Genomic DNA, 12,529 nt, shown 5'->3' with positions numbered 1-12,529 from the left:
CTTAGAAAAAGCCGATCAACTAACTGGGCGCTATACCAGAGTTCACTGCCGCACAGGCAGCTTAGAAATGGTTTCACCGGCACTGACTGCTCTGAAAGATGTTCACTGCCGCATAGGCAGCTTAGAAATCCCTGCGGGGAGAATCTTGTAGTCTGTGCGGTTCACTGCCGCATAGGCAGCTTAGAAAGAGGTCATTAAAGCCGTTCGGGAAACCAGCAAGTTCACTGCCGCATAGGCAGCTTAGAAAGTTGACGATGGCAGTGCAGATGAACGTACCGTGTTCACTGCCGAGTAGGCAGCTTAGAAAGTGCACAGATGGCGGCGTGATAAATGGGAAATGTTCACTGCCGCATAGGCAGCTTAGAAACAGGAATAACCGTTTCCCCAGCCAAGAATGTGGTTCACTGCCGCATAGGCAGCTTAGAAAATAAAAACTCGGTGAGTTCTATCGGACGAGCGTTCACTGCCGCACAGGCAGCGGTTGACGGGTTTACTGGCGTTAAAACTACGCTGAGGTGGGCGACTTCGCCGGATGAGCGGCAGGACGCCGCGAAAGCCTGTGCCGTGCATGGAGCACGTCACAGGCGGTCCGAACAGCGAAGGCGAACGCCGAAGGCACCGCGTCAGCGGCGTAGTTTAGCCACTCAGCCAGAGGTCAAGGAGAGGTGGCGCTTGCACCTCTCCTTGTCGTGCGAGCGATGAAATAGTAGAGAAGCGCGATTGTCTATCCCGCACGAAACCACCCACCAGCCTGATATATATCGCTAATCAATAACAAAACACTCCGGCTGTGTGTCAACAGCCCCATTCCTGCACAGGAATAAAAAAATCCCCCAACCGTTACCGGCTGGGGGAAAGGGCGTAAAAAAGTGAAAGGAATAACTTACTGTACGGCAGCGAAGGCAGCAGCGACGCGTTGTACGTTGTGATGGTTTAACCCGGCGATGCAAACACGGCCGCTGGCGATGAGATACACGCCGAACTCTTCGCGCAGGCGGTCTACCTGTGCGGCGCTAAAGCCGGTGTAGCTGAACATGCCGCGTTGGGTTAGCAGGTAGTCAAAGTTACGCTCCGGTAGCGCTTTTTTCAGCTCGTCCACCAGCGTCTGGCGCATTTCCTGAATACGCAGGCGCATCGCTTCCACTTCTGCGTGCCAGCTGGCGTTGAGCGTGCTGTCGTTCAGTACGCGTGATACCACCTGGGCACCGAAGTTCGGCGGGCTGGAGTAGTTGCGGCGCACGGTGGCTTTCAACTGCCCCAGTACGCGGCTGGCGGCGTCCTGGTCTTCACACACGACGGACAAGCCGCCGACGCGCTCGCCATACAGCGAGAAGATTTTAGAAAACGAGTTGCTGACCAACGCAGGCAGGCCCGCACTGGCGATGGCGCGAATGGCATAGGCATCGTCGTCCATGCCGCCACCAAAGCCCTGATAAGCGATATCCAGAAACGGCACCAGCTCGCCTTTGATCAGCACTTCGATGACGCGGTCCCACTCGGCGTGAGTCAGGTCTGAGCCGGTCGGGTTGTGGCAGCAGGGGTGCAGCAGCACGATGCTGCGCGGTGGCAGCTGTTTCAGCGCGCTTATCATCTTTTCTACGTTGACGCCCAATGTGTCGGCGTCAAAGTACGGGTAGGTATGCACCTGAAAACCGGCACCGGAGAAAATCGCGATGTGGTTTTCCCAGGTCGGGTCGCTGACCCAGACTTCGGAGTCCGGGAAATAACGTTTGAGGAAATCGGCCCCCACTTTCAGCGCGCCGGAGCCGCCCAGGGTCTGGATGGTGGCGACACGCTGCGCGGTAAGCGCCGGGTGGTGCTCGCCGAACAGCAGCGTTTGTACCGCGCTGCGGTAAGCGGCCAGACCTTCCATCGGCAGGTAAACCGAGGCGTGTTGCGGCTCTGCCTGCAACTGGGTTTCTGCGGCGTTGACCGCCTGCAACTGAGGAATGACGCCTTGACCGTCGTAATACAACCCGATGCTGAGGTTGACTTTATCAGTACGGGGATCCTGCTTGAATTTTTCCATCAGGGACAGGATAGGGTCGCCAGCATAGGCGTCGACATTCTGGAACACGTTGGTCACTCTCCTCAGGTATAAAAAGTCAGGCTGTTCGCTAGGCGATATAACGGCCGGGGCGATGATTCATGGCAATAATCAGATTCAGCGCCGCCGCCCCTACTACCGATGCGATCAGCATGGGTATGCTTACCACGAACAGGGAAGCCAGCACAATGGTCACGTCTACCGCCATCTGGAATTTTCCGGCGCGGATTCCACTTTTATCCTGTAAATAGAGCGCCAGAATATTCACCCCACCCAGACTGGCGCGATGGCGAAACAGTACGATAAACCCCAACCCCATGATCAGGTTGCCAAACAGCGTGGCGTAAACCGGTTGCAGGTGGTCAAAGTGGATGAAGAGCGGGTGCAGGTCGGAAAACAGCGAGACCATCGCCACCGCACAGAAGGTTTTAACGGTAAATGCCCAGCCCATGCGCCGAATAGCGAGGTAATAAAACGGCAGATTCAGCAGGAAGAACGCGGTGCCGAACGAGATATGGGTCGCGTAGTGCAACAGAAAAGCCATGCCAGCCGTGCCGCCGGTGAGCGCGCCCGCCTGACGCAGCAGAATCACCCCGAAAGAGACCATCAGGGTGCCGATAAGTAGCGCCAGAACGTCTTCCAGCAGTGTGTGTGAAACGGGTTGTGGTGTAATGACGTTATCCATGGAAACGTGCCTGATAAAAGAAGGAATACCTGTCTTTTCAAGCAAAAAGCACACCAGATGGCATGGAACACGCCGCCCACGGTTGTTTTTTTACGCCGTAATCACGTTAACGTATTGAAAGCATTAAACGAAAATATTTACACGTATCGTGCATGATTGTCGTTATTTATGTGGATATCGTGCAATTTATGGTGGAGTGATGCAGGAGGTATGCCGCCCTGCACCATAATGAAGCACGGTGTGCACTGAATCAGAGCGCTGAGGCGGCTGGTGCCATTAACCCGTTCTCTTTCAGGCGGTTGAGCACCACGGAGGTTTTCAGGTGCGCCACGCTTTTATTGCGCGCCAGAATTTCGCTGATGAGCGCGCTCAGGCCGTGCAAATCCGCTACCGCCACTTTGAGCATGTAATCGGCGTCACCAGTGGTTTTGTAGGCATCGATAATGGCGTCTACTTCGCCGAGCATCTGATGGAAGCTGTCTACGCATTCCTGGGTGTGATTGATCAGCCGTACTTCAATCAACCCCATCAACTCCAGCCCCACCGCATCGGGCGCCAGCCGGGCGTGATAGCCGAGAATCAGTTGCGCCTGTTCGAGGGCGATTCGACGACGGGAGCACTGTGAGGCAGACAACCCAACCAGATCGCTGAGCTCCTGATTAGTCAGGCGTCCGTTTGCCTGCAGCAATGTGAGGATCTTCAAATCAAAATCATCAATGTTGTACATAGCCCTGCCTTGCCAGAAGCATAAAGCCTACAGACTATCAGCTTTTTTCCCTTCCGGAAGTTCGTTGTTTGACATCTTATGCCGCCAGCACGTTTTTCCGGCTGAGCGTTTGCACCATTCTGGTTCGTTGTTGTGTATGGCTAGCCAGTATTTTGTTGGTTGCATGCGAGTTTTGTCTATTTTTCGCACTGAATAAACGCAATAGTCGTTTTGTTGCGAGAAGTGTGAATTCATGATTTTTTCTAAACTGATTCAGTTTGTTAAGTACCTTAAACACGCCTTGCGGGTAAACGGTGTGGAGGTTGGCCTGATAATTGCTCCTTGTGTGACGACAGACATAACAATTAACCCACTTTCTGGGAGACAGGGTGATGAACACACAACAAGACAGCCAACTGAAGCGCGGGCTGAAGAACCGCCATATCCAGCTGATTGCGCTGGGTGGGGCGGTCGGGACCGGCTTGTTTCTTGGCATTGCACAGACAATTCGTATGGCAGGGCCGTCGGTGCTGCTGGGGTACGCCATTGCGGGCGTGATTGCTTTTTTTATTATGCGTCAGTTGGGGGAAATGGTGGTGGAAGAGCCGGTAGCCGGTTCGTTTAGCCATTTCGCTAACCATTACTGGGGGCATTTTGCCGGGTTTATGTCCGGCTGGAATTACTGGGTGTTGTACGTGCTGGTGAGCATGGCGGAACTGAGCGCCGTGGGCATCTACATTCAGTATTGGTGGCCGGGTGTGCCGACCTGGGTTTCGGCGGCGGTGTTTTTTGTCGCGATTAACGCCATCAACCTGAGTACGGTGAAGGTCTACGGCGAACTGGAGTTTTGGTTTTCCATCATCAAAGTGGCGGCGATTATCGGCATGATCGTGTTTGGCGGCTATCTGCTGTTGAGCGGTACGGGCGGGCCGGATGCCAGTGTCGCCAACCTGTGGCAGCACGGTGGCTTCTTCCCGAACGGTGTCAGCGGCATGGTGATGGCGATGGCGGTGATCATGTTTTCCTTCGGTGGGCTGGAACTGGTGGGGATTACCGCCGCCGAAGCGGACGACCCGCAACGCAGTATTCCTCGTGCCACCAATCAGGTGATTTACCGCATCCTGCTGTTTTATGTGGGGGCGCTGGCGGTACTGCTGTCGCTGTATCCGTGGCAGAAAGTGGTGGAAGGCGGCAGCCCGTTCGTGCTGATTTTCCACGCGCTGGATAGCAATCTGGTGGCGAATGTGCTGAATCTAGTGGTGCTCTCCGCCGCATTGTCGGTGTACAACAGTTGTGTGTACTGCAATAGCCGGATGCTGTTCGGGCTGGCGCAGCAGGGCAACGCGCCGCGGGTGCTGCTTTCGGTCAACCGTCGTGGTATTCCAATGGTGTCGTTGGGGGTATCGGCGCTGGCGACTGCCTTATGTGTGCTGCTCAACTACCTGATGCCGGGCAAAGCGTTTGAACTGCTGATGGCGCTGGTGGTGTCTGCACTGGTGATCAACTGGGCGATGATCAGCATTACCCATTTGAAATTCCGTCAGGCGAAACAGCGTGCGCATCAGGAAACCCGCTTCAAAAGCCTGGGCTACCCGCTGACCAACATTCTGTGCCTGCTGTTTCTGGCCGGGATTCTGGTGATCATGGCGATGACGCCGGGCATTCAGATTTCCGTGTGGCTGATTCCGTTCTGGCTGCTGGCGCTGGGGGCGGGTTATGTCATCAAACAGCGTAAAAAGGCGGTAGCGGTGTTGACGGTGGAGTAACGTTTTGGGGCTGTTGGTAAACAGCAAGAATTTTGCTGTGGCCTGATTTATGTTGGGGGCGGTGGGTGGTTTCGTGCGGGATAAACGGTGTCGCTTCTTTGCCACATCATCGCACGCACGACAAGGAGAGGTGCAAGCGCCACCTCTCCTTGACCACTGGCTGAGTGGCTAAACTACGCCGCTGACGCGGTGCCTTCGGCGTTCGCCTTCGCTGTTCGGACCGCCTGTGACGTGCTCCATGCACGGCACAGGCTTTCGCGGCGTCCTGCCGCTCATCCGGCGAAGTCGCCCACCTCAGCGTAGTTTTAACGCCAGTAAACCCGTCACCGCTGCCTATACGGCAGTTCACTTCCAGCGTTAGCTTGGTTTCAAACAGCGATATTTCTAAGCTGCCTATGCGGCAGTTCACTGCCCAGATTTGAATATGACCTATCCAGCACATTTCTAAGCTGCCTATGCGGCAGTTCACATGATTAATTCATCATCACTGCTGGTAACTCATTTCTAAGCTGCCTACGCGGCAGTTCACCATGCCCGCAGTGTTAGCCGAGCCGGGGTCGATTTCTAAGCTGCCTATACGGCAGTTCACGGCGCGGGCGATGGCGACCAATCTTTCGGTCATTTCTAAGCTGCCTATGCGGCAGTTCACTGATCAGTCACCGGCGGCTGGAGTTCGATGCCTTTCTAAGCTGCCTATGCGGCAGTTCACACGTTGGTACAAGCGGCCGGTAGCGGCGCATTTTTCTAAGCTGCCTATGCGGCAGTTCACTACCCGTTCCAACGGCGGCTGTTGGTGCGGTTTTTCTAAGCTGCCTATGCGGCAGTTCACCTTCCACTGCCGGATAAACCAGTAGGTATCAATTTCTAAGCTGCCTATGCGGCAGTTCACTTGGAGCCAACTATGTTATTCAATAAAAATCATTTCTAAGCTGCCTATGCGGCAGTTCACCCTCCGTTCCGTCAGTGTCATTTTCCACGTCCTTTCTAAGCTGCCTATGCGGCAGTTCACGATTGGATCGGATAGGGAAATTACCGATTTCCTTTCTAAGCTGCCTATGCGGCAGTTCACGTCGGAGAACAGGTGTTATTGGGTTGCCTTGGCTTTCTAAGCTGCCTATGCGGCAGTTCACGGCGTTATTGACTTTCTGCGCCGCCTCCCAGCGTTTCTAAGCTGCCTATGCGGCAGTTCACGATCCAGAAAACTATTGACTCTATCACATGGTTTTCTAAGCTGCCTATGCGGCAGTTCACTGTAGCAATTTATCGCTTATGGCTTGATGTTGAAAGAAAAAGTCGCATTTTGGGTCGTGAAACCCTTTTTTTAAACCCACCTTTATCATCATTAAAAATCAACGAGTTATCACGGGGCGAAAAAAAAGGGTCGAAAGCGATATTCGTGAATATGGCGTGCTACAGTGACGTTTTTGCCAGACAGGCGTGACGTGCAGGGAAATTTTATGAAAAAGCGGTTTTCATTGATGTTGTTATTGGGGCTGGCTGGTAGTGCCAGCGCGGCTTCTCATCTTGATCAGGTTCAGGAACGTGGGGTGCTGAAGGTCTGTACCACCGGGGACTATAAGCCGTATACCTCGCTGCGGGCGGATGGCAGTTACGAAGGTATCGATATTGCGATGGCGCAGTCGCTGGCGAAAAGCCTGGGTGTGAAGGTGGAGTGGGTGAAAACCAGCTGGAAAACCCTGATGCCAGATTTTCAGTCTGACCAGTGCGATATCGCCATGGGCGGGATTTCCGTCACGCTGGAGCGTCAGAAGAAAGCCTTTTTTCTCTAATACGCTGGATGTGGATGGCAAGATTCCGCTGGTGCGCTGTGACGACAAGGACAAATACCAGACGGTCGCGCAAATTAATCAGCCCTCGGTGCGGGTTATCGAACCTGCGGGTGGCACCAACGAGGCGTTTGTGCATGCCCATTTGCCGAATGCCCATCTGGCGTTGCACGACAATGTGACCATCTTCCAGCAACTGGTAGACAAGCAGGCGGATGTGATGATTACCGATGCGTCTGAAGCGTTGTACCAGCAGAAGCGTTATCCGCAACTGTGTGCCGTTAACCCCGCTTCACCGATGCAGTATGGCGAGAAAGCCTACATGCTGCCGCGTGACGACATGAGCTGGAAGTTATATGTGGACCAATGGCTGCACTTGTCTAAATCGACGGGTGAGTATCGGAATATCATTTCTGAATGGTTGGGTAAGGCAGAATAAAAGTTTGTGTATTCTGTGTAATGTAACGTAAATCTATATTGTTTATCGTATTTTTCGGGATAATAGACCGACATTGCGCACCATGAGATAGTTTTTGCTTATCTTTTGGTGCTTTTTTTTATTCAATTTCTTTGATTGATATCGGCAAATTAACCCGGTTTTAACAGACTGCTAACGGCGCTATCCTGCTTCACATCGAAGGCAAACGGCCTTCACGACCCGAATAATGTGAAGAGGTTTATCATGAAATCAATCAAAACTGTTGTTGCTGCTGCTGTTCTGGCTACTGTCTCTTTCGGTTCTATGGCAGCGACTGAAGTTCAGTCAGCGCAGAGCCGTGACATCGGCACCGTTGCGGTTACCGGCCGTACCCTGGATGATGTGCAACAGCAACTGTCAGCAAAGGCGGATGCCGCTGGTGCCAAATCTTTCCGCATCATCTCTGCTACCGGTGATAACCAGATGCGCGCAGTTGCCGAACTGTATAACTAATCACTCGCTTGTGCGTGGCGGATGTTCTGCGGCTAACGCGTCATTAGCGAACGGTTCAGTATGATGTGAGAAAGCCCGAACCCAGGTTCATCCTGTGTTCGGGCTTTTGCATAGCAGCGGATTAGTGCTGATCGACGATAGTGCTGATCGAATAATCGTGCTGAGCAGGAAAGGCGATGAGCCAATGTACTAACCGACGTATTCCAGTTGAGTACGGGCGGTCAGACGGGTGATCAGCTCATAGGCGCTGATGCCGTTGTAAGCCGCGACGTTTTCTACCGGCAGCGGGCCGCCCCATAAAATCACTTCATCACCCACCTTGTCTTGTGCATCCGGCCCCAGGTCGACAGTGAGCATATCCATCGAAACCCGACCAGATAGCGGCACTTCACGGCCATTTACCCACACTGGCGTGCCGTTTTTGGCATCACGCGGATAGCCGTCGCCGTAGCCGATGGCGACCACCCCGAGGCGGGTGTCACGCGGGCTGACCCAGTTGCTGCCGTATCCCACCGGCTCACCGGCGTGGTGTTCGCGTACTGCAATCAGCTGTGAGGTCAAGGTCATCGCGGGTTTAAGCTGCCACTGGCTGGCATCGCCTTGCGCCAGCGGTGAAATGCCGTACTGGATAATGCCGGGGCGGATTTGATCCCGGTGAGCCTGTGGCCACAGCAAGATACCACCAGAAGCGGCGATGGACTGACGGCCCGGCTTGCCTTGTACAAAGGCATCAAAGCAGTCGAGCTGGCGTTGGGTGGTATCGATCTCGGGTTCATCAGCGCGGCAAAAGTGACTCATGATGTTCACCGGCTGCACCACGTTAGTGCAGGCGCACAGCCGGGTATAAAACGCGTCGGCGTGTTCCGGTAATACGCCAAGGCGGTGCATGCCGGTGTCGAGCTTCATCCAGACCGTCAGCGGGTGCGGCAAGCGCGCCTGTTCCAGCGCCGCTAACTGCTCTTCACTGTGTACCGCGGTTTCCAACTGGTGTTCGGCCAGCAACGGTAACTCGTCAGCGTCAAAGAAGCCTTCCAGCAGCAGGATAGGTTTGGTGATTCCGGCGGCGCGCAGTACCAGCGCTTCGCTCAGGCGGGAGACGCCGTAACCGTCAGCGTCGGAAAAGGCGCGGGCGGCTTCCAGTGCGCCGTGCCCGTAGGCGTTGGCTTTGACGATGGCGATCAATCGGCTTTGTGGTGCCATCTGTCGGATACGTTGCAGATTGTGGCGCAAAGCCTGACGATCAATGACGGCAGTTGCCGTTTTCATGCTAAGTCCTTAGTGCGTTTATTCGTCATCATATTTATTCATCATCGTATTGTGGTCCGGCGTAATTGTCGAAACGTGACCACTGCCCGTTAAAGGTCAGGCGAACGGTACCGATCGGCCCGTTACGCTGCTTACCTATAATAATTTCCGCGATGCCTTTCAAATCGCTGTTTTCGTGATAGACCTCATCACGATAGATAAACATGATCAGGTCGGCGTCCTGCTCGATGGAGCCGGATTCACGCAAGTCGGAGTTAACCGGGCGTTTATCCGCCCGCTGCTCCAGGCTACGGTTGAGCTGCGACAGCGCGATGACCGGTACTTGCAATTCTTTTGCCAACGCTTTGAGTGAACGGGAAATTTCGGCAATCTCCAGCGTTCGGTTGTCCGACAAGGAAGGAACCCGCATCAATTGCAGGTAGTCGATCATGATAAGGCTCAGGCCATCGTGCTCGCGGAATACCCGGCGGGCGCGGGAGCGTACTTCGGTAGGGGTCAGGCCGGACGAATCATCGATGTACATGTTGCGTTTTTCCAGCAACAACCCCATGGTGCTGGAAATGCGCGCCCAGTCCTCATCGTCGAGCTGACCGGTACGAATGCGGGTTTGGTCGACGCGCGACAGCGAGGCCAGCATACGCATCATGATCTGTTCGCCGGGCATCTCCAGACTGAAGATCAGTACCGGTTTTTCCTGTGTCATGGCGGCGTTTTCGCACAGGTTCATGGCGAAGGTGGTTTTCCCCATGGAAGGACGTGCCGCCACGATAATCAGGTCTGATTTCTGCAACCCGGCGGTTTTTTTGTCCAGGTCCTGATAGCCGCTGGAAACACCGGTGACGCCGTCGTGCGGGCGCTGATAAAGCTGCTCGATGCGCGACACGGTATCTTCCAGAATGCGGTCGATACTTTTGGGGCCTTCATCTTTGCTGGCGCGGTTTTCCGCGATTTGAAACACGCGCGATTCAGCCAGATCCAGCAGGTCTTCGCTGCTGCGGCCTTGCGGATCATAACCTGCGTCGGCGATTTCATTGGCGACGGCGATCATTTCTCGCACCACCGCACGTTCACGTACGATGTCGGCATAAGCGCCGATATTCGCCGCGCTGGGGGTGTTTTTCGCCATTTCCGCCAGGTAGGCGAACCCGCCTGCGGATTCCAGCTCGCCTTTTTGCTCCAGCGACTCTGACAGGGTGATCAGGTCAATGGGCTTGCTCATCTCCAGCAGGCGCTGCATCTCGTTGAAGATGAGCCGATGGGCGCGGTTGAAAAAGTCGTTGGTACTGACGCGCTCGGCAACGTTGTCCCAACGCTCGTTATCGAGCATCAACCCCCCTAGCACCGACTGTTCCGCTTCGATGGAATGGGGCGGAAGTTTTAGCCCTTCTACCTGACGGTCGCGGGATTCTGCCGGTTTAGTTGGTTTTTTTTCTGCCATGAAACGCGTTCTTTACGGGTTGATTTAGCTTAAGGAGTGGGAGCATTGTATATCACAGAATGACATATCGTCCGATGATATCTGCGGGCACACACGAGTAGATCGAGGAGATTCATCATGGCTAAACGTATTCAGTTCAGCGACCACGGCGGGCCGGGGGTGCTGGAGTATGTGGATTACACACCACGCGAGCCGGGTCTTAACGAGGTTCAGGTGGAAAACCACGCCATCGGCATCAACTTCATTGATACCTACTTTCGTGCCGGGTTGTACTCACCGCCGTCGTTCCCCTCGGGATTGGGGACTGAAGCGGCGGGCGTGGTGGTGAAAGCCGGGGCGAGCGTCACACACCTGAAGGTGGGCGATCGTGTGGTGTATGCCCAGTCGGCATTGGGGGCGTATAGCGAGCGGCATAACGTACCGGCGGACAAAGTCGCGCTGTTGCCGGATAACATCAGCTTCGAGCAGGCGGCGGCGTCATTCCTGAAAGGATTGACCGTGCATTACCTGCTGCGTCAGACCTATGAAGTGAAACCGGGCGAGGTGTTTTTATTCCATGCGGCGGCGGGCGGCGTTGGGCTTATCGCCTGTCAGTGGGCGAAAGCCCTGGGCGCAAAATTAATCGGTACCGTCGGTTCTGACGAGAAGGCGGAACTGGCAAAACAGGCAGGGGCCTGGGCCACCATCAATTATCGCCGGGAAGATATCGTCCAGCGGGTTCTGGAATTAACGCACGAAGAGAAAGTGTCGGTGGTGTATGACTCGGTCGGCAAGGACACCTGGGAGGCATCGCTGAACTGCCTGAAACGGCGCGGGTTAATGGTGAGCTTCGGCAACGCGTCTGGTCCGGTGACTGGGGTCAATCTCGGTATCCTCAACCAGAAAGGGTCGCTGTATGTCACCCGTCCGTCGCTGTTTAGCTATATCACCAACCGCGAGGAGCTGGAGCTCGCCAGCCGTGAGCTGTTTGGGCTGATTGCCAGCGGTGCCATCAATGTGACGGTGCCGGAGAGCCAGAAATTTGCGCTGGAAGATGCGCAGTCCGCCCACCGTGCGCTGGAAAGTCGCACTACGCAAGGCTCATGCCTGCTGATTCCGGGTTACAGCGCGTAAATCAGCGTGCTGTGGCAGGGCGCAGTACTTCCCCTGGCGTGTGAGGGCATAGGTGTTTGAGCGTGTCAGCGGGGGATTGATCAGGTAGTGCGATTCAGGCAGGACAAACACCGGCCCGGTAAGAGCCGGTGTTTGTGCACAGACCGTAAACGCCATAAGGCTAATTTCATCAGCTGTATGTAGGGTACAGCGGGTGATCGTCACGAAGGTGCCACTGAGCGGCTATTATTTTCCTGACGGCGATGAAATCGTGTCGTTGGCTTTTCCCTGAGTTATCGGGAAGACGCAGACAATACTCAGTATGCTAGCAGTTGCGGTGAGGAAAAAATATTTGCTGGCGCACAGTTTTGTATTCCCTGCGTTTTTATCTGCGATACGTCTATTCTGGTGTTTCTTTCTGTGTGTCGTTACCAGTCACCGCCGCCTCTGCGATAGCGCGAGTCGTATTTTTTCCGATACCGGTCATAGGGCGTACTGGCGGCATCTGATCCTTGATATCGACGCCACAGCCATACCACCACGATGGCCAGCAGCAACCACGGCAGGACTTTTATCGCCATCGTAAACAGTCCGGCAATCAACATCACAATGGCGGCGGCAATCAGCGCCACCATGACGCCCAGTAGTGACACGCCGGTGACCACCAGCATGATAAAAAACCCCATAACGAAGAAAATCTCTAACATGGTGTGCTCCTTGGCCATTGAATCACGTCGTGCGCAGGAACCGCCGCATTCTGCGTGTGATGACGTATACAGGCTGAGTATTACAAGAAGCATGCCAGAATGAA

9 protein-coding genes, 1 pseudogene and 2 CRISPR repeat arrays are annotated in these 12,529 nt (G+C 54.6%); of the genes and pseudogenes, 4 read left to right on the top strand and 6 right to left on the bottom strand.

Going from position 1 to position 12,529, the window contains the following annotated elements:
* Positions 1–40 precede the first annotated feature (40 nt).
* A CRISPR array of direct repeats spans positions 41–427; the repeat unit is 28 nt; unit sequence GTTCACTGCCGCATAGGCAGCTTAGAAA.
* Positions 428–883: 456 nt separating this feature from the next.
* From DZE2538_RS16140 to DZE2538_RS16130, 3 genes are all read right to left on the bottom strand, one after another.
* Positions 884–2,077 (bottom strand): amino acid aminotransferase, encoded by a 1,194-nt coding sequence (locus DZE2538_RS16140; protein WP_026357753.1) that lies wholly within the window; start codon positions 2,075–2,077, stop codon positions 884–886.
* A gap of 40 nt (positions 2,078–2,117) precedes the next feature.
* Positions 2,118–2,732, bottom strand: a complete 615-nt coding sequence (locus DZE2538_RS16135; RefSeq protein ID WP_012886072.1) for a YitT family protein — start codon at positions 2,730–2,732, stop codon at positions 2,118–2,120.
* 250 nt (positions 2,733–2,982) lie between these two features.
* Positions 2,983–3,459, bottom strand: coding sequence for an Lrp/AsnC family transcriptional regulator (locus DZE2538_RS16130; RefSeq protein ID WP_012886071.1), 477 nt, complete (start codon positions 3,457–3,459; stop codon positions 2,983–2,985).
* A 371-nt stretch (positions 3,460–3,830) separates the two neighbouring features.
* Here DZE2538_RS16130 and DZE2538_RS16125 point away from each other — a divergent pair, with 371 nt between their 5' ends.
* The 3 genes and pseudogenes from DZE2538_RS16125 to bhsA all read left to right on the top strand — a co-directional run bounded on the left by DZE2538_RS16125 (position 3,831) and on the right by bhsA (position 7,922).
* Complete coding sequence (locus tag DZE2538_RS16125; protein ID WP_038916784.1) at positions 3,831–5,204, top strand: amino acid permease; 1,374 nt, start codon at positions 3,831–3,833, stop codon at positions 5,202–5,204.
* A 381-nt stretch (positions 5,205–5,585) separates the two neighbouring features.
* Positions 5,586–6,455: direct repeats of the CRISPR family, unit length 28 nt; unit sequence TTTCTAAGCTGCCTATGCGGCAGTTCAC.
* A 206-nt stretch (positions 6,456–6,661) separates the two neighbouring features.
* Positions 6,662–7,430, top strand: a pseudogene (locus tag DZE2538_RS16120) (transporter substrate-binding domain-containing protein).
* Positions 7,431–7,673: 243 nt separating this feature from the next.
* The gene (bhsA, locus tag DZE2538_RS16115; protein ID WP_019843468.1) at positions 7,674–7,922 is read left to right on the top strand and encodes a multiple stress resistance protein BhsA; all 249 of its coding nucleotides are present in this window, start codon (positions 7,674–7,676) and stop codon (positions 7,920–7,922) included.
* Between the two features lie 189 nt (positions 7,923–8,111).
* Here bhsA and alr read toward each other — a convergent pair whose 3' ends face one another.
* The gene (gene alr / locus DZE2538_RS16110; RefSeq protein WP_038916783.1) at positions 8,112–9,188 is read right to left on the bottom strand and encodes an alanine racemase; all 1,077 of its coding nucleotides are present in this window, start codon (positions 9,186–9,188) and stop codon (positions 8,112–8,114) included.
* Positions 9,189–9,222: 34 nt separating this feature from the next.
* Complete coding sequence (gene dnaB, locus DZE2538_RS16105; RefSeq protein ID WP_019843470.1) at positions 9,223–10,626, bottom strand: replicative DNA helicase; 1,404 nt, start codon at positions 10,624–10,626, stop codon at positions 9,223–9,225.
* A 117-nt stretch (positions 10,627–10,743) separates the two neighbouring features.
* Between dnaB and DZE2538_RS16100 the strand changes: the two genes are divergently transcribed.
* A complete protein-coding gene (locus tag DZE2538_RS16100) occupies positions 10,744–11,739 on the top strand; it encodes a quinone oxidoreductase (protein ID WP_012886065.1) in 996 nt (331 codons plus the stop codon).
* A gap of 407 nt (positions 11,740–12,146) precedes the next feature.
* Here the strand turns inward: DZE2538_RS16100 and pspG are convergent, their stop codons facing one another.
* Entirely contained in the window at positions 12,147–12,425 is a 279-nt protein-coding gene (pspG, locus tag DZE2538_RS16095) for an envelope stress response protein PspG (RefSeq protein ID WP_038916782.1), read from the bottom strand.
* Positions 12,426–12,529 lie beyond the last annotated feature (104 nt).

The organism is Dickeya zeae NCPPB 2538, from assembly GCF_000406165.1.
In the GTDB taxonomy this organism is placed as follows: Bacteria; Pseudomonadota; Gammaproteobacteria; order Enterobacterales; family Enterobacteriaceae; genus Dickeya; species Dickeya zeae.
This window is presented reverse-complemented; position numbering and strand designations above follow the sequence as displayed.